Source organism: Oceanobacillus sp. FSL W7-1281, assembly GCF_037969835.1.
GTDB classification, from domain to species: domain Bacteria; phylum Bacillota; class Bacilli; order Bacillales; family Amphibacillaceae; genus Oceanobacillus; species Oceanobacillus oncorhynchi.
In genome coordinates, this window is the sequence record NZ_CP150214.1 from 2,389,559 (window position 1) to 2,406,202 (window position 16,644).

Here is a 16,644-nt window from a genome sequence, read left to right on the forward strand (position 1 = left end):
ATTTCTTATAAAATGTTTTCTAAACCATAAATAAGCTCGTCCAAATCCATGACCTGGTGGACACATTCTTTGACTCCGTCCATAAAGGAGGCCCTGTTCATCGAATCATGCTGTATGGTTAACGTTTGTCCGGCACCGCCAAACACCACTTCCTGATGAGCTACCAGACCAGGGAGACGCATACTGTGAATACGCATGCCATCAAAATCTCCCCCGCGTACACCTTTGATGGTTTCTTCTTCATCGGCATGACCTTGCTTTTTCGATTTTCTGGATTCCTGAATGAGCTCTGCGGTTTTCTTCGCCGTACCGGATGGCGCATCCAATTTTTGATCATGATGCTTTTCAATGATTTCCACATCCGGAAAATAGGCAGCTGCCATTTTTGCAAATTTCATCATTAATACAGCGCCGATAGCAAAATTAGGCGCAATAATACAGCCGGTTTGTTTTTCTTTTGCCAGCTGTTTTAACTCTTCTAACTGCTCATTTGTATATCCTGTAGTTCCTACTACTGGACGAATGCCATGATTCAAAGCTGCTTTTGTATGTTTATAACCGACTTCAGGTATCGTTAAATCAACAAATACATCAGCCTGCTGCTCGGAAAAGCATTTTTCGATGTCTGTGTAGATTGGGGCATTGAAACCATCTGAAAAGCCTTCTAAATCACTTAATTTCTTTCCGTCATTTTTATGGTCTAAACAAGCGGTCAATTCAAAATCAGCAGTGTCATAAATCATATGGACTGCTTCTTTTCCCATTCTTCCTCTCGGACCTGCTACGATTATTTTAATTGCCATGATTATCTTCCTCCTCTTTTTTTGTCCAGCGATTTTTATCTCTTGTTTCAAATTTTTGCATCGATTTCTCGAAGGAATCCGACAAATCAAAGTCCAGCGAATTGGCTAAACAGGCCAATACAAAAAGCATATCGCCGACTTCTTCCTCCACTGTATTTTCTTTCTCTTCTGCTTTCTTTGGCTTCTCGCCATGGTAATGATTAATTTCTCTTGCTAATTCTCCTGTCTCCTCAGATAATCTTGCCATCAAAGCAAGCGGAGAAAAATATCCTTCCTTAAATTGAGATATGTATTGATCGACACGTTTTTGGACATCTTTTAATGTATGGCTGGTATTCTCCATTTCTGACACCTCTTTAAAATCAATATACTTTTTTTCTCTTCTTTCATGTTAGCTAAAAGCAAGGATTTTGACAACTAATTGGTACAGTATGCGGATTGTTACTTGATTTTATATTAGCTATAATGGATATTGGCTATATACAAGCTGTAAATACTTGGAATTGTATACATAGGCACTTCATCAGCTTCACTGTTAAAACGTGAACATAAGGAGGAATAATAAGTTGAAGATTCGAGTAAAAAATATTGTATTTATTTTAATAGGAGCAGCCATCTTTTCCTTTGGACTTGTCCATTTTAATATGCAGCACAATCTTGGAGAAGGCGGTTTTACAGGTATCACCCTGCTGCTTTTCTTCTTATGGGACATCGACCCGGCAATCTCGAATATTGTCCTTAATATTCCGGTATTTTTTATTGGATGGAAAATACTAGGCAGGAATGCGTTTGTCTATACACTGGTTGGAACTTTATCCGTATCTCTTTTTCTCTGGATTTTTCAAATCTATCAGATTCAAATTGGATTAGAGGATGATATGACACTTGTCGCTTTATTTGCAGGTGTGTTTATCGGTATTGGGTTAGGAATTATTTTCCGCTTTGGCGGGACAACCGGCGGGGTTGATATTATCGCCCGCATCATTAATAAATTCACTTCTTGGAGTATCGGAAAAGCGATGTTTGTCTTTGACTTTCTTGTGATTATCACTTCTATTCTGACATTCCTTGAGCTGTCTGAAGGAATGTACACACTGCTGGCTGTATTTGTTGGTGCGAGGGTGATTGATTTTATTCAGGAAGGCGCATATGCTGCAAAAGGAGCTTTTATCATCTCAAATCAAAGTGAAGAAATCGCAGAACAGATTATGGAAAAAATGGAACGGGGCGTAACGATTTTAAATGGTCATGGGAGCTTTTCCAAAGAGAAAAGAAATGTTCTCTACTGTGTAGTTGCACGAAATGAAATTGTCCGGATGAAAAACATCATTAATCAGACAGACCCTTCTGCCTTTGTGTCTATGACAACTGTGCATGAGGTCATGGGAGAAGGTTTCACATTGGATGAGAATAAAAAGCCGTTAAATGATTAGGCAGACAGAAAGGGGCACAGGATAATTTCCAGTGCTCCTTCCGTCGGTTATTTGCCAATGAAAAAAGATGACCCATTTCGGATCATCTTTTTTACATATCAGTCTCTGTTTGCCGCAAAGATAAGAATAAAGCGGATAAGCTCAGCAACGGCAACCAATGCTGCAGCAACATAGGTCATTGCAGCGGCGTTCAATACTTTTTTCGTCTCTCGTTCTTCATTGTTACGGATAATACCCGCTGAAACCATCTGGGTCATCGCCCGGTTCGAAGCATCAAACTCAACTGGCAGTGTCACTAATTGGAAAAGCACTGCAGCAGCGAAGAAGATAATTCCAAGAAGCAGCATATTACTTGCTTGCATAAGCATACCCGCAATGATTAAGAACATAGAAATATTAGAGCCGAAGTTTGCTACTGGAACTAAAGCACTTCGAAAGCGTAAAAATGCATACTCTTCCTGATCCTGAATCGCGTGGCCAACTTCATGTGCTGCAATAGCGGAAGAAGCCATCGATCTGCCGTTATAATTATTTTCAGAAAGGTTCACTTGCTTTTTACGAGGATCATAATGGTCTGTTAATTCCCCTTTAACCATTCCAATCTGTACATCATGCAAACCATTATCATCTAAAATTTTTCTGGCAACGTCTGCGCCAGTCATCCCGGAAGATGTTGGTTTTTTAGAGTACTTTGTATACGTGCTTTTTACTTTTCCTGATGCAAGCATCGGTACAATCATTAATAAGACAAAATAAATCAAATAAGCGACCATTTCTTAATACCCCCATTACTGTATCATAAGGTCAATTTTAGTCAGTATCTCTATTTTAGTCAACTGATTTGTCGTTTTTGCGGACCGGCTTATTGCCTCCTTTTTCCCCTTTGTATTTTTTCCAACTTACATAAGATAATGTAACAATAATGCAACCGCCTACAATTATGACCCCCAAAATAAACGGAGACGGCACTAAGCTGTTATAGTAAATGTTTCCTGATGGAATAGAGGCAGCATGAACATCGTTTGCATGGTAAAATATCCCTATGAATCCGATTGTCATCACACGAAGCAGTTTCTCTCCCATAGAGATCACCTCTGATCTTTTGATGTATATTCTAAGTTTATGATGAGAGGTGACTTGGTATGACGGTCAGCTTTTTCTGAGTAGCAGGAATTGCTGAAATAATAACATAAACACGATGGGGATAACCATATTCCGCCCGAAACACGGGTGCGGCTAAACTTCATCCAGCTATGCTTTTTAAACTTTTCGCTGTCTCTTGTGAATCGTCAGGTAATACGCAAGCAGGAGAGAGGCTATGCTTAACCAGAATGTAAAATAACCAATTTCATTCATATACGTTGTTAAATCTGAATAAATAGGCATTTGGCCAAAGACATAGTCAATAATATCATTATGTAAAACAATAATTCCCGCAAGCGTTAAATGCCGCAGCTTTATTTTGTAATACGGGGCATAAAGCAATCCTTGAATAGCCATTCCTAAATGGGAGGCAATCAGCATATACCCAGCTGGACCAATGTCTTTGCCGACAGCTACGGTTAATAAATTCATAACGACGGCCCAGACGCCGTATTTAAATAAAGAGACAATTGCTAATGCCTCGATGTAGGGTATGTTTTTCCCAAAAATAAAAAACAACAGGAAAATCGTAAAGAACAGACTGGCTGTCGGACTATCCGGTACAAATGGAATAAATATCAGAGGAGTTATTTCTAATTGCCCTCCATACCAATAATAACCATAGATGGTGCCCAGGAAATTTATGATGAAAAGCAGGATCAAAAATTTTTTATCTAATAATATGTAGGACAGCATTTTCAATTCAACTTCTCCCTTCTATCGTTGTCATGAATAGAGAAAGCACCTTTGCCTTATTCTGGTCAAAGGTGCTTCTGTCTATTCTTTATTCTGCTGCTGCTTCATTGGTTTCAATAATAAAATCTGCTAATTGTTCCAGTTCTTCATCCGTTCCTTGGAACTGATCGGCAGGCATGGAACCAATACCATTGACAGCAATATCCATTATTTCTTCCTTGGTGTGCTCATTTCCTCCGACTAACGCAGGACCTGCCCCACCTTCCAATTCTCCGCCATGACAGCTTAGACAGCTTGTTTCATACGCTGCAAATCCAGGATGACTCTCGTCAACAATAGATTCGCCTGGAGGAATTGGCTTGTTTTGCTCGGCACGCTCTTCCCAATCAACTGGTGCTGCAGAAGTATACGTCAGCCAAATAACGGACGCCAGTCCTAAAAGCATCATCCCAACAGCAATTGGACGGTGACGCGGACGTCGCCCAGGACCGTTGTCCAAGAATGGAGCAAGGAATAGCGCTCCAAACCCAATTCCCGGAATAACAAGAATTCCAAGAATAATCCAATTACCACTTGCAAATTGATACTTTAATAATTCATACAAGAATAAGAAATACCAGTCTGGCAGCGGGATATATGCTGCATCTGTCGGATCAGCCATTCCTTCAAGCGGAGATGGATGTGCCAACACCAAGCATAAAAACCCTACAAGGAAAACTGCTCCGGCCAACCACTCTTTTAATAAAAAGTTGGGCCAAAAAGCTTCTGTTCTACCAGGATACTCGGAATAATCTTTTGGTACTTTTGATGCTCTTTCCGCTGTGATCCGAGAATCACCAACGAATTTCATACCTTTACCCTTATGCATTGGTTGCCCTCCTTTTTATAGTGGTCCGGAAATACCTTGTCTACGGATTAAGATAAAGTGAATTGCTAATAATGCAAACAATGCTCCCGGTAAAAAGAAGACATGGATTGCAAAGAAACGTGTCAGGGTTTGTGCACCAACAATGGTAGCATCCCCGGCTAGAAGCGTTTTAAGAGCTTCTCCAATAAATGGTACTTGTTCCGCGATTTCTAGTCCTACTTGAGTCGCAAAGTACGCTTTGTTGTCCCAAGGAAGCAGGTAGCCTGTAAAGCCTAGCCCCAGAATAACAAAGAAGATAAGAACTCCTACCATCCAGTTAAGCTCACGAGGTTTTTTATATGCCCCTTGGAAAAATACCCGTAAAGTATGTAATAATAGCATTACGACAACGACACTAGCGCCCCAGTGATGCATACCGCGGACAATTTGAGCATGTGCTACTTCTGTCTGCAGGTAGTAAACAGATTGCCAAGCGTTTTCAATATCCGGCACATAATACATCGTTAGAAACATACCGGAAAGAATTTGGATTACTACGACAAAGAATGTTAATCCGCCAAAACAGTATACAAATGCTGAAAAGTGATGCGCTGGATTAACGTGCTCCGGAACCTCATGATCGGCAATATCTCGCCATATCGGCGTAATATCAATGCGATCATCGATCCAATCATAAATCTTCTGTAACATTGTTTATTACGCCTCCTCATGTGGTCTAATATTACCTAGGAACAGCATGCCATCCCTTTCTTCCTGTTCATAAACATCAAGCGGTTGCAATGGCGGTGTTCCAGGAACATTCACCCCATTCTTGTAATAACGGCCATCATGGCAAGGACAGTAGTACTCCTCTGGATAGTCGTCATTTCCTTCCCAAGAAACAAAACACCCTAAATGTTTACAAACTGGGGAAAAGGCAACAATTTCGTCATCATCATTTCGATATACCCAGGCTGTTTGGTTTACTTCTGATTCATACCAGCCATCTACCTGATCGACAGTCCAATCGACACGCTGTGGATCAGAAGTGATTTCAGAAACTTCTAGTCCAACATTTGTAAAATCTCCGCCTTCACCGGACTTCAATACAGGATCGATTGCCATCCGAACAGGTGATATCAGCAAACCGGCAGCCATAAAGCCCCCTACGCCTGTAAGCGTATAATTTAAAAATTGTCTGCGGGATATATCGCGTTTTTCATCACTCATGGTTTTCCCCCCTCTGTGTTCAAATAGTCACGGACATTTTTAAGATAAAATCAGATTACTAGGACACTAATAATGATAGCGTAAACTATTGGTTCGGTCAATATATATCCTAGGTTAACTGTAAATGTTTTGATAATTTTGTTTTACTCTACCAAAAGGACTTGACTAATTCTGCTGTTTGCATGGTCTGGTCTCTTATCATGTCTTTTATTGCAGCTGGTTCGGCATCTTTTAAAGGAATAGTTGGAAGCCAAATAAATTCCCCTTCTAAATCATTGGCTATTTTTCGCCAAGACGGATCAAAGCTGATATAGAGCACCTGTTTAAAAGGCTGTTCGTTAAAATGAGCTGTCCACTGATTTAATCGCTCTGCTTCTTCGGACCTCTCTGCCGAGTTGATGTATGTATAAGTCGGAGTAAGCATAATCCTGCCCATTAATTCTTTCTCCAGCTCTCTGGCAAAAAGCGTTAAAATCTCATACTGATCTGCATTTTTAGCAGAAGCCTCTAAAGCGCCAATTTGAAAAGGAGCCAACGGTACAATCACTGTATCAATATACTCCTTCGCTTGTTCATATTTCTGCAAATCAACCCTTGTCCATTTCATAAACAATCCTCCCTTCCAAAATACTTGCCTATATTGTAACAATTTTTCACACATATAGGAAAGGATAAATTGTCAGCGAATACAACTGATAGACAGACAGGCCCAGGCCATAACAGACATGGTCTCTCTTTCGCCATTCCAAGCTTATTTGCCAATCTTTCTTATTCTATCCATGATGAATAATATTTAATCTATTTGTTACGAAAAAAACAACCCATAAAAATATAGGTTGCTTTTAAACATTATCATTTGATTTATACGTTTTTCAGCTTGTTCTTTATGATTTATTCAGCAGTTTCTCTAACTCTTTTGTCAGCTCTAAAAATTTCGTATGATTTCCCGAATCTAAAGCCTCATCAATCGCTTCCCGCAAACGTTCCTGTTTTTGATTGATCAGGAGCTGATCCAATAATTCAGCTGTGGTCTGTTTATCATCTTTTGTTAAATAGTAATCATCCGGCAAGAATGGATTTTCTTCTAATACAGCAGCATAATAAGCGCTTTGGTTTGCCTGATGAAAATTCAATTGGATAAATAACGCTTCCTGCTTGTTTAACCGAATGTCATGAAAGGTTTTCTCTGCGTCCGTTGTTACCAGATGATTTTTGTAAAATCGAAATGGTATTTTCTCTGAACAGCGACTGGAAATCATTACACCTCTAGGACAATACTTTACATCTCTAACAAAATGCACATGTTCTAAAATATCCATATGGTTTACTAAATAATTAAGTATCCATACACTTTCCCGTTTTTTTAAGCGGTAATGGTTTAAAAACCACTGGATGAAGTCCTTCTTATCTTTTGCAGTTACAGATGATAGCATTCCGCTCTCCCCTCTCTCCTCTCTAAAAGCTGGACATGTCACCTACAATAAATCTTGTTCCAAGCGTTCCACATGCTCACGCACATCTTCATCAATAGGCTGCTGGCCGAGATATGCTTTCAGGACTGGAATGGCCTCCTGCATTCTTCCTTCCTCGGTCAGGAAATAGCCATACTCTTTTAAAAAGTCGCTGTCATGCTGTAAACTAGTATATGCTTCCTGGTAGCTATTTAATGCATCACCAAACGATTCTATTTCAACATAAGCTTTAGCCAGTTCCCAATCATAGAGTGCATCCTCTGCACCAGAATTTTTAATACTTTGGATCAATTCAACAATCTCATCAAATGCTTCTCTTGCTTTAAGCAGTTCAATCAAAAACAAGACGGCTTCCTTATAATCCGGCTCTAAAGCGATAGCCTGCCTGACATACTCTTCACTCTCCGCATTTCTCCCTAATTGGTGAGCAATATCGCCAGCCAGGAAATAGAGTTCTTTTTGATAGGAGTCTCTTTCCAAGCCCTGTTCCGCAACTTTATAAGCTTCTTCCAGCGTCCCTTGTTCCTTATATACATTGGCAAGCTGGGTATATGCCGCATAATAGTCTTGGTCGATTTCCAACACATGCTCCCAAGCTTTTATAGCAATGTCATTACGGTCAGCCTGATGGGCAGTGATTCCATATTTAAATAAATTATCCGGATCCGGGTCTTCCTCTTCTTTGTAAAATTCAAGTGCTTTCTCATATTCACCGGCAGCAGCATATGCTTCTCCAAGCCGGTCTTCTATCGCAACATTTCCTATTTCTTTTGCTTTCGCATAGACGCGCTCATAATAGTTGATAGCCTTTAGGTATTCGCCGATAGAAAAGAATAATTCTCCGAGCGCAAAATCTATAATGCTCTCTTGAGGGTCGATATGCTTTGCTTCCAGCAGCTTTTGCTCCGAAACCTCAAATAATCCCTGAGCCTGATATAAATCCGCAAGCTGGATCAACGCCTGAACATATCCTTCATCTTCTTCCGGAATTTCATTTAATATCGTAATCGCCAGCTCATCTTCTTCGGATTCAATAAAAATATCAGATAAGGTAAGCTTCAGCGACGTTTCTTCAGGATATTTTTCAATCAATTGTTCGAGGATGGTTCTAGATTCAATTAGAAACCCCCACTGCAGGTAAAGTTCAGCTATTTGAAACAGAGAATCATCATCTGCGTTTTTTTGGTAATCACTTAATAATGCCAACGCCTTTTCTGTTTCATTTTTTTCAGCCAGTTCGATTGCTTGTTGAATGGTGTTCATTTAAAAGAACCCCTCTCTTTTTGTGTTTCTTTTGCTTCCAATTTATCATACAAAAAAGATAGCTACAGTTCAAATAACTAGAACTGTAGCCAGAATTTAAATATACGAAATTTTATTGCAAAATTGCTTCCAGGTCATCAAAAAATGTCGGATACGATATATTGATACTGTCTTTTTCATCCATTTTTACCGGGCTTTCTGATACGAGCGCTGCGATAACACCCATCATGGCAATCCGGTGATCCATATAGGAGGAAATGGTGCCGCCTGTTAGACGGGTTGGTCCTTCAATAATCATTCCGTCCTCGGTCGGTGTGATATTTGCTCCCAGTGTTGTTAAATTTTGACACACTGCTTCAATGCGGTCTGTTTCTTTTACCTTCAATTCTTCGGCGTCCTTGATTACCGTTTTTCCTTCTGCCTGTGTTGCCAGCAAGGCAAGTATTGGAATTTCATCAATCAGGCGGGGGATGACTTCCCCTTCTACTGTCGTCCCTTTTAAGGCAGTATATTTAATGGTTAAATCACCAATTTTTTCACCGCCTGTAGTGCGCTCATTAGAAACAGTAATAGCTGCCCCCATTTGCTTGACTACATCTAAAATGCCCGTCCGGGACGCATTTAAACCGACGTTCTTTAACGTAACTGTACTTCCGGGCACAATTGCTCCGGCAGCTAAAAAGAAAGCAGCTGAGGAAATGTCGCCGGGGACTTCCACGTCACAAGCTGTCAGCTTCCCTTTGTTTGTAACGACAATTCCTTCTTCCTTCTGCTTTAAATCAGCACCAAAGGCTTGAAGCATAACTTCTGTATGGTTTCTTGTTTCAGTGTCTTCTTGTACGACAGTTTCTCCTTCTGCAACCAAGCCTGCCAATAAAACAGCTGATTTTACTTGAGCGCTTTTCACCGGAAGGCGGTAGGTAATTCCTTTTAAGGCGCCTCCATGAACGGTAATCGGGAGATATTTTCCATCTTCCTGTCCATGAATTGCAGCACCCATTTCTCTTAATGGCGTAACCACACGATCCATCGGACGCTTTGTAAGAGAAGCATCCCCAAAAATCTTCGTTTCAAATGGCAGTCCAGATAATAGACCCAGCATTAATCTGGTCGTGGTCCCTGAATTACCAAAATCGAATGCTCCAGCAGGCTTTTTTAATCCTTCTAACCCATTCCCATGAACGAGTACCGAGCTTCCTTCTTTTTCAATCTGTACTCCCATCTCCCGAAAAGCATCAATCGTTCTGTGACAATCCTCCCCGTCAAGAAAATTAGATATTTTTGTAATTCCATGTGAAATACTCCCGAAAATAATAGAACGATGTGATATCGACTTATCTCCAGGAACGATAACTTCACCTTCTAATCTTGGTGAGGTGTATTCAAATTGAACATGCGACAATACGTTCTCCTCCTTGTCGTTAAGATTGGATCATCGTTTCAAATCCACGTTGTTTTAATATCTTCTGACCGGCTTCTTGCGCTTCTTTTGTGTAAAAGCTCAAGCGCAGTGCACCAGTAATTCCTTCCCGTACTTCAAGGATTTCAATGTTTTTAATACTTAATGATGCATTTGCCAGAATAAGCGCCACTTCAGCTATGGCACCCGGCTGGTCTGCAATATCAACGATAACATCGTAGAACGCCGGAATTGCACCGCGTCCGCCTTCATTTAATCCATCACGGTAATTTTTGGCGCTGTCTAAATACGTAATAACCTCTTCTTTTTCATTATCTTCAATCAGCTTTTTCAGCTGCTCCATTTCAACAATCCAATCATCCAGCATGGCAGACATTTTCGATTGATTGTGATAAAAAATATCCTGCCACATCACCGGGTTACTGGAGGCAATCCGGGTAATATCCCGAAATCCGCCTGCTGCAAGCTTCGGAAGGTAGGAGTGTTTTTTCTCCCATTTTCTCGCCTGATGGACAAGTGATGATGCTATAAGATGCGGAAAGTGAGAAATAACTCCTGTCATTTCGTCATGTTCATCTGATTGCAATACAACAAAGTTGCTTTTGGTTGCAGATAAAACGTCTCTTAATGTATCTACATTCTCCTCAATTGCATTATCAAGAGGGGATAAAACATAAATGGCATTCTCAAATAAATGTTCCTTCGCCGCTTCAATCCCTTTCTTATGGGAGCCCGCCATTGGATGCCCGCCGATAAAACGGATGGCTTTATTGCTTAAACCATTTGCAGCAATAAGTACAGAACCTTTTACAGACGCTGTATCAGAGACAATCACATCTTTTTCGAAAGGAATGTCATCCAGTCTGGAAACAAGCTGAATCGTCTCTGAAATAGGTGCAGAAATAATAATAATATCTGCTTTTAATGCAGCTTCTTCAAAATTGGTAAAAGCTTCATCAATGATACCGTGATTCGAAGCAAAATGGAGTGTGTTTTCATTTACATCAAAACCGATTATGTAATGTTCGGACTCTTTTCTAATCGCTTTAGCAATGGACCCGCCTATGAGGCCGAGTCCAGCTATCAATACCTGCTGCTTTTTCATACATTCACCTTACCTAATTTAATTGTTCTTGATAATCTCTTAGTACGCTCTCCAATACCTTCATATCCTCTTCTTTTCCAATCGTAACACGAATGGTATTTGGAATACCTAATAATTCTCCAGGGCGGACAATAAAACCATGCTTGATTAAATAATCAAAAGCCTCCATTCCGCTTTCCGGTGTTTTTACAAGCAAGAAATTCGCTTCTGATTCATAATAACCCCAACCGATCGAAGTTAAAAAGGCTTGAAATTGTTTTAATACTTTTTTATTCTCCTGATACGTATGCTGGATAAACCCCTGATCTGAAAAGGCAATAACGGCGGCCTGTTGCGCTGCAGACGTTGTATTAAACGGTCCGCGGACCTTATCTAAGGTTTCCACAATCAATGGATCGGCGATTCCATAGCCAATACGCAGACCTGCCAGTCCATAAGCTTTTGAAAATGTACGTAAAACAATCAGGTTTGGATATTTATCCAACAGCTCGAGAGCATTTAAATCCTTCTCAGGCTGTAAAAATTCAACATATGCCTCATCTAAAGCAATAAGGACGTCCGAAGGGCATTTATCTAAAAAGTCTTCTAACGCTTCTTTGGAAAGTGCAGTGCCTGTTGGATTATTTGGTGTACAAATCCAGATAATTTTTGTATTATCCTGAACCGAGTCAAGCATCTTATCAAGCGGATGACTTCCATCCTCATTAACAGGATGCTCTATAATCTCAGCTCCTTCGATTAAAGCATAATGCTTATATTGCGGGAATGTCGGTGTTGCCATAATAACCTGATCCCCTACAGTAAGATAAGAACGGCAAAGCATCTGAATAATTTCCTCTGAACCGCTTCCGAAGATAAGTGATTCCGGGCTTACATTTAGTTTTCCGCTGATCAGATAACGGAGTTCAGATGTGTACCCATCCGGATAGATATTAAATACAGGCTCATTTTTCTGGAAGACTTCCTTCACTTTATCTGAAAAGCCATAAGGATTCTCATTAGAAGCCAATTTAACGATATAATCAAGTCCGAATTCTTCTTGAATATCCTTTGTCTGCTTCCCTTGTTTATATGGACTAAGCTGTTTTAATACTTCTTTGCTTCTCATTGCTTAACTACCCTTTCTTTCTAAAAGATCCGGACGAAGCTTTACAGCCTCTCTCTGAAATGTATGCTCAACCTCTTTTTGCTGTTTATCGGTATTCACAATCATCATAATTCGAATACACTTTGGCAGGCTGCCGGGAACATCTATTTCCTGCATACACATAACCGGAACATATTTCCACCCGTCAATTTCACGTAAAGCTTTCGCAGGAAAAGCTGCATCCACATCCTTTGTTACTGAAATAAAAGCATGGGAAACATCCTCTGCCTGAATATTATTTTTCTCTGCCATTTCCTGAACAAGTGTTCTTGTATGTTCAATAATTTCACTTGCAACATTATTTTCTACGGTTGTAGCACCGCGCACGCCTCTTGTCATAGCTTGTTCATCCTCTCTATATATGTTCTGATATAAGCCTCCACAGAGGAATCATCTAAGTTTGCGACAGTTGGCTCACCTACCTGGTTCAGTAATACCATCTGGATATGGCCGGAAACGGATTTTTTATCTGCCTTCATGCTTTTGACGAGCTCGGCGATACGCTTTTTTTCTATGTCGATAACAGGATATTCATTTAGTTTCATCCAATGGTACAGTTCATTAAAAGGGAGCTCTTCCCCTGACATATCCTCGCTTACATGAAGCGCAAATAGCATTCCATTCGCAACGGCCTCTCCATGAGTTACTGTTCCATACCCCAATCTAGCTTCTAACGCGTGTCCCAATGTATGACCGAGGTTTAAATATTTCCGGACACCCGATTCTCTTTCATCTTCTTCTACGATAGCTGCTTTTACTTTTATACCAGCCTCTAAATGATTTTCCTGCTGCGTAGTGGTAACCTGCTGTAAAGACAGCGACAATAATTCTTCTGTCAGATTGATATCAGAAATAAATCCTTCTTTTAAAATTTCGGCATAGCCGCTACGAATTTCACGGTATGGTAAAGATACCAGCGTTTCTGTGTCATATAAAACAGCTGCCGGAGGATAGAAACAGCCAATCAGATTTTTACCGGATTCATGATTGATTGCTACTTTGCCACCCACACTGCTGTCATGCGCTAAAATAGTTGTCGGCATTTGAATATAATCGATTCCGCGCATAAAGGTCGCAGCAACAAATCCGCCTAAATCACCTATGACACCGCCGCCCAAAGCAATGATGAGCGATTTACGATCTAAACCGCTCTCGATTGCCTTTGTCTGTAATTTGTAATATTGATCCATGTTTTTAGAAGCTTCCCCGGCTGGAACAATGTAAGAATAAACGTGTTGTCCCTCCAGATTGTTTATAACATCCTGTAAATATTTATCAGCTATTTTATCGTCCGTTATCACTAAAATAGAGCTGTATTCCTTCTTTAACCACTTCTTTAAGTGAAACCGTAATCCAGCTTCCATCACAATAGGATAGCTACGCTGGCTGGACTGGATTGTTAATTGTTTCATTTAGAAGCACCTGATTTCTTCTCTGTACTGATCAATTGCCTGTTTTAATTGCGGGAATCGGTCACTTGAAAATTGCTCTGTGACGGCTTTTGCAATTTCAAATGCGACAACATGCTCCATCACCACAGAAGCTGCCGGCACTGCACAAGCGTCGGACCTTTCCACTGTTGCTTTAAATGGCTCTTTGGATTCAATATCCACGCTTTGCAATGGACGCTTCATCAATGTAGGTATAGGCTTCATTACCCCGCGAACAATGAGCGGCATCCCTGTACTCATTCCGCCTTCCAAACCGCCAAGACGATTCGTTGTACGATGATATCCATCTGTTTCATTCCAGGCAATTTCATCATGTACCTCACTGCCGTTTAAGCGGGCTGCTTCAAAACCGATGCCAAATTCCACACCTTTAAAAGCATTAATGCTGACAACACTTGCTGCAATCTTACTATCCAGCTTTCGATCATAATGCACATAAGAACCGATTCCAGCAGGCAGGCCTTCTACATAAACTTCACAGATACCGCCGATAGAGTCGCCAACTTTTTTCGCTTCATCTATTGCGTCCATCATTGGCTGCTCCACATTGGAATCTAATACCATTACAGGAGAATCTCCAGAAATTTCAGCACGTTCTTTCGCTGTTAAATCGTTTTTTTCTTCTGCCCGAATCCCTGCGATTTCTTTCACATATCCAGTAACATAAATACCCAATTGCTCTAAAAGTGATTTTGCCACTGCACCTGCAGCAACTCGAGCGCCCGTTTCTCTTGCAGAAGAGCGTTCTAATACATTACGCATATCACGATGTCCATATTTCAGACCGCCATTTAAATCTGCATGTCCCGGACGAGGTTTTGTTACGACTCTGCGCAGCTTGGCTCCGTCCTCAAGCGGGTCTGCACCCATAATATCTGTCCAATGCTTAAAATCATCATTATGTATCACAAGTGACACAGGAGACCCCAACGTGTATCCGTGCCGTACTCCGCTTGTGATATCTACCGTATCTTTTTCAATTTGCATTCTCTTGCCTCTGCCATGCCCGCCTTGTCTTCTGCGCAGACTCTCATTAATATCTTCTGCCTTTAATTCCATCTGTGAAGGCAGGCCCTCGATAATTGTCGTTAATTGTTTTCCATGTGATTCTCCAGCTGTTAAGTAGCGCACTACACATTCTCCTTTATCTTTATAAAGCTATTAAAATAAGAACGTATAAACGTTGTTATTATCCAAACGTTTTGCAATATGGACATGTCATATTTTTTAGATAATATCGAATATACTTTACCTATTTAAATAGTTGAAAGTTTTCTAATTACTATACCATATAAAAGCCCGTTTCGGGTAGTATAAATTATTGTTTCCGATAAAAAAAGCTGTCTTCTAAATAAAAACCAAACTGTTCTGCATTAAATATCTGTTCAGTACTGCCGACGAATAAACAGCCTCCTTTCGTTAATGCTTTATTAAAATGATGGAATATATTATTTTTTGCTTCATCGGTAAAATAAATCAATACATTTCGACAGACGATAAGATCTACATCTCTAGGGTAAGTATCTTCTAATAGATTATGGCGTTCAAAACGAATATGCTTTCTTAAAGACGGATCAACTTGAAAAATGGTCCCCTGTGATGTAAAATACTTTTTCTTCAGAGCAGCCGGGAGCTCTTTTAAAGAACGCTCTTGATAGTTTCCTTGTTTTGCTGCGTTTAATACAGCCTGATCAAAATCTGTAGCACGAATCTGGTAACGCAAGCCCGGAAAGTATTCTTCCAGCATCATCGCAAGACTGTAAGGCTCTTCCCCTGTAGAACAGGCAGCGCTCCAAATCGTGATTTTTCTTTTATTTTTTGTTAATTCTGGAATAATCTTTTTTTGCAGAACATCCCATCGATTCGGATTCCGGTAAAATTCCGATACATTTATAGTTAATTTCTCTGTGAATTCTTCCAATAACTCAGCATCCTTTTGACAGGCCGAGAAATAATCTATGTAGCTTCTAAAACCATGTTTATCTCTTAAAGTCGTGATTCTTCGTTTCATCTGCGCTTCTTTATATAAGCTCAAATTCAGTTTAAGTGATTGATGCACCTTCTGCTTCATTAAATCATAATCATCTTTCATTCGTTAACCTCCTCTGCTTGTACGCAAAAACCCCCGTATATTTAACGGAGGTTTCGACAACGCTTTCAGTTTAATAAATCCATGCATCCTGTTGTTTGTTGTAAGAATTCAATTCCTTCTCGTCAAAAAAGAGATTAATCTCTCTTGAAGCGCTTTCTAAAGAGTCCGAACCATGAATGATATTCTTGCCAACATTAATGCCGTAGTCGCCCCGGATCGTTCCTGGAAGCGCTTCTAATGGATTTGTTTTTCCCATCATGGTACGAGCAGAAGCAACGACATTTTCGCCTTCCCATACCATGGCAAAAACTGGTCCGGAAGTAATAAAATCAACCAGTTCCCCAAAGAATGGGCGTTCCTTATGTTCGCCATAATGTGTTTCAGCTAAATCTGTAGATATTGTCATTAATTTAGCTCCGGCTAATTTAAACCCCTTTTGTTCAAATCGCGCAACAATATCTCCAATTAAGTTACGCTGCACACCATCTGGTTTTACCATTAAAAAAGTTCTTTCCATTAAAATCACCCTGCCCCTATGTAAT

The 16,644-nt window shown here is 40.2% G+C and carries 20 protein-coding genes; 1 reads left to right on the forward strand and 19 read right to left on the reverse strand.

Annotated features, from left to right (window positions below):
• Positions 1 to 5: 5 nt before the first annotated feature.
• Positions 6 to 803, reverse strand: a complete 798-nt coding sequence (dapB, locus tag MKX55_RS11890; protein ID WP_339233048.1) for a 4-hydroxy-tetrahydrodipicolinate reductase — start codon at positions 801 to 803, stop codon at positions 6 to 8.
• Positions 793 to 1,146, reverse strand: a complete 354-nt coding sequence (locus tag MKX55_RS11895) for a nucleotide pyrophosphohydrolase (RefSeq protein WP_339233049.1) — start codon at positions 1,144 to 1,146, stop codon at positions 793 to 795. The genes dapB and MKX55_RS11895 overlap by 11 nt, the downstream gene beginning before the upstream one ends.
• A 223-nt stretch (positions 1,147 to 1,369) precedes the next feature.
• Between MKX55_RS11895 and MKX55_RS11900 the strand changes: the two genes are divergently transcribed.
• The gene (locus MKX55_RS11900; RefSeq protein ID WP_339233050.1) at positions 1,370 to 2,236 is read left to right on the forward strand and encodes a YitT family protein; all 867 of its coding nucleotides are present in this window, start codon (positions 1,370 to 1,372) and stop codon (positions 2,234 to 2,236) included.
• 98 nt (positions 2,237 to 2,334) lie between these two features.
• Here the strand turns inward: MKX55_RS11900 and MKX55_RS11905 are convergent, their stop codons facing one another.
• The 17 genes from MKX55_RS11905 to ndk all read right to left on the reverse strand — a co-directional run bounded on the left by MKX55_RS11905 (position 2,335) and on the right by ndk (position 16,619).
• Positions 2,335 to 3,009 (reverse strand): zinc metallopeptidase, encoded by a 675-nt coding sequence (locus tag MKX55_RS11905; protein ID WP_042534117.1) that lies wholly within the window; start codon positions 3,007 to 3,009, stop codon positions 2,335 to 2,337.
• 55 nt (positions 3,010 to 3,064) lie between these two features.
• Positions 3,065 to 3,319 carry a sporulation protein YpjB gene (locus tag MKX55_RS11910; RefSeq protein ID WP_339177220.1) on the reverse strand — a complete coding sequence of 85 codons (255 nt, stop codon included), beginning with the start codon at positions 3,317 to 3,319 and terminating at the stop codon, positions 3,065 to 3,067.
• Between the two features lie 177 nt (positions 3,320 to 3,496).
• On the reverse strand, positions 3,497 to 4,075 hold the full coding sequence (locus MKX55_RS11915; RefSeq protein ID WP_339185233.1) for a DUF1405 domain-containing protein: 579 nt from the start codon (positions 4,073 to 4,075) through the stop codon (positions 3,497 to 3,499).
• An 88-nt stretch (positions 4,076 to 4,163) separates the two neighbouring features.
• Positions 4,164 to 4,943: a c-type cytochrome gene (locus tag MKX55_RS11920; protein WP_339177223.1), complete on the reverse strand. Its 780-nt coding sequence runs from the start codon at positions 4,941 to 4,943 to the stop codon at positions 4,164 to 4,166.
• A 15-nt stretch (positions 4,944 to 4,958) separates the two neighbouring features.
• A complete protein-coding gene (locus MKX55_RS11925) occupies positions 4,959 to 5,633 on the reverse strand; it encodes a cytochrome b6 (protein ID WP_040981375.1) in 675 nt (224 codons plus the stop codon).
• A gap of 6 nt (positions 5,634 to 5,639) precedes the next feature.
• Positions 5,640 to 6,152 carry a ubiquinol-cytochrome c reductase iron-sulfur subunit gene (locus MKX55_RS11930; RefSeq protein ID WP_339233051.1) on the reverse strand — a complete coding sequence of 171 codons (513 nt, stop codon included), beginning with the start codon at positions 6,150 to 6,152 and terminating at the stop codon, positions 5,640 to 5,642.
• Between the two features lie 148 nt (positions 6,153 to 6,300).
• Positions 6,301 to 6,759 carry a DUF2487 family protein gene (locus MKX55_RS11935; RefSeq protein ID WP_339177229.1) on the reverse strand — a complete coding sequence of 153 codons (459 nt, stop codon included), beginning with the start codon at positions 6,757 to 6,759 and terminating at the stop codon, positions 6,301 to 6,303.
• Between the two features lie 277 nt (positions 6,760 to 7,036).
• Entirely contained in the window at positions 7,037 to 7,585 is a 549-nt protein-coding gene (locus tag MKX55_RS11940; protein WP_339177231.1) for a ReoY family proteolytic degradation factor, read from the reverse strand.
• 42 nt (positions 7,586 to 7,627) lie between these two features.
• Positions 7,628 to 8,887, reverse strand: a complete 1,260-nt coding sequence (locus tag MKX55_RS11945; protein ID WP_339177233.1) for a tetratricopeptide repeat protein — start codon at positions 8,885 to 8,887, stop codon at positions 7,628 to 7,630.
• 112 nt (positions 8,888 to 8,999) lie between these two features.
• The gene (aroA, locus tag MKX55_RS11950; RefSeq protein WP_193062178.1) at positions 9,000 to 10,289 is read right to left on the reverse strand and encodes a 3-phosphoshikimate 1-carboxyvinyltransferase; all 1,290 of its coding nucleotides are present in this window, start codon (positions 10,287 to 10,289) and stop codon (positions 9,000 to 9,002) included.
• Positions 10,290 to 10,308: 19 nt separating this feature from the next.
• Positions 10,309 to 11,412, reverse strand: a complete 1,104-nt coding sequence (locus MKX55_RS11955) for a prephenate dehydrogenase (protein WP_339233052.1) — start codon at positions 11,410 to 11,412, stop codon at positions 10,309 to 10,311.
• Between the two features lie 13 nt (positions 11,413 to 11,425).
• Positions 11,426 to 12,520, reverse strand: a complete 1,095-nt coding sequence (gene hisC / locus MKX55_RS11960) for a histidinol-phosphate transaminase (protein WP_339177239.1) — start codon at positions 12,518 to 12,520, stop codon at positions 11,426 to 11,428.
• A 3-nt stretch (positions 12,521 to 12,523) separates the two neighbouring features.
• On the reverse strand, positions 12,524 to 12,898 hold the full coding sequence (gene aroH, locus MKX55_RS11965) for a chorismate mutase (RefSeq protein WP_339177241.1): 375 nt from the start codon (positions 12,896 to 12,898) through the stop codon (positions 12,524 to 12,526).
• Positions 12,895 to 13,971, reverse strand: a complete 1,077-nt coding sequence (aroB, locus tag MKX55_RS11970; RefSeq protein WP_339177243.1) for a 3-dehydroquinate synthase — start codon at positions 13,969 to 13,971, stop codon at positions 12,895 to 12,897. The genes aroH and aroB overlap by 4 nt, the downstream gene beginning before the upstream one ends.
• A complete protein-coding gene (gene aroC, locus MKX55_RS11975; protein ID WP_339177244.1) occupies positions 13,972 to 15,141 on the reverse strand; it encodes a chorismate synthase in 1,170 nt (389 codons plus the stop codon).
• Positions 15,142 to 15,328: 187 nt separating this feature from the next.
• Positions 15,329 to 16,102 carry a protein-glutamate O-methyltransferase CheR gene (locus MKX55_RS11980; RefSeq protein WP_339177246.1) on the reverse strand — a complete coding sequence of 258 codons (774 nt, stop codon included), beginning with the start codon at positions 16,100 to 16,102 and terminating at the stop codon, positions 15,329 to 15,331.
• 70 nt (positions 16,103 to 16,172) lie between these two features.
• Positions 16,173 to 16,619 (reverse strand): nucleoside-diphosphate kinase, encoded by a 447-nt coding sequence (gene ndk, locus MKX55_RS11985; protein ID WP_339177248.1) that lies wholly within the window; start codon positions 16,617 to 16,619, stop codon positions 16,173 to 16,175.
• Between the last annotated feature and the right edge of the window lie 25 nt (positions 16,620 to 16,644).

Bases quoted from the DNA above. Each gene is read 5' to 3' on its own strand.
- dapB (WP_339233048.1), bottom strand. From the start codon at position 803: ATGGCAATTAAAATAATCGTAGCAGGTCCGAGAGGAAGAATGGGAAAA.
- MKX55_RS11895 (WP_339233049.1), bottom strand. From the start codon at position 1,146: ATGGAGAATACCAGCCATACATTAAAAGATGTCCAAAAACGTGTCGAT.
- MKX55_RS11905 (WP_042534117.1), bottom strand. From the start codon at position 3,009: ATGGTCGCTTATTTGATTTATTTTGTCTTATTAATGATTGTACCGATG.
- MKX55_RS11910 (WP_339177220.1), bottom strand. From the start codon at position 3,319: ATGGGAGAGAAACTGCTTCGTGTGATGACAATCGGATTCATAGGGATA.
- MKX55_RS11915 (WP_339185233.1), bottom strand. From the start codon at position 4,075: ATGCTGTCCTACATATTATTAGATAAAAAATTTTTGATCCTGCTTTTC.
- MKX55_RS11920 (WP_339177223.1), bottom strand. From the start codon at position 4,943: ATGCATAAGGGTAAAGGTATGAAATTCGTTGGTGATTCTCGGATCACA.
- MKX55_RS11925 (WP_040981375.1), bottom strand. From the start codon at position 5,633: ATGTTACAGAAGATTTATGATTGGATCGATGATCGCATTGATATTACG.
- MKX55_RS11930 (WP_339233051.1), bottom strand. From the start codon at position 6,152: ATGAGTGATGAAAAACGCGATATATCCCGCAGACAATTTTTAAATTAT.
- MKX55_RS11935 (WP_339177229.1), bottom strand. From the start codon at position 6,759: ATGAAATGGACAAGGGTTGATTTGCAGAAATATGAACAAGCGAAGGAG.
- MKX55_RS11940 (WP_339177231.1), bottom strand. From the start codon at position 7,585: ATGCTATCATCTGTAACTGCAAAAGATAAGAAGGACTTCATCCAGTGG.
- MKX55_RS11945 (WP_339177233.1), bottom strand. From the start codon at position 8,887: ATGAACACCATTCAACAAGCAATCGAACTGGCTGAAAAAAATGAAACA.
- MKX55_RS11955 (WP_339233052.1), bottom strand. From the start codon at position 11,412: ATGAAAAAGCAGCAGGTATTGATAGCTGGACTCGGCCTCATAGGCGGG.
- hisC (WP_339177239.1), bottom strand. From the start codon at position 12,520: ATGAGAAGCAAAGAAGTATTAAAACAGCTTAGTCCATATAAACAAGGG.
- aroH (WP_339177241.1), bottom strand. From the start codon at position 12,898: ATGACAAGAGGCGTGCGCGGTGCTACAACCGTAGAAAATAATGTTGCA.
- aroB (WP_339177243.1), bottom strand. From the start codon at position 13,971: ATGAAACAATTAACAATCCAGTCCAGCCAGCGTAGCTATCCTATTGTG.
- MKX55_RS11980 (WP_339177246.1), bottom strand. From the start codon at position 16,102: ATGAAAGATGATTATGATTTAATGAAGCAGAAGGTGCATCAATCACTT.
- ndk (WP_339177248.1), bottom strand. From the start codon at position 16,619: ATGGAAAGAACTTTTTTAATGGTAAAACCAGATGGTGTGCAGCGTAAC.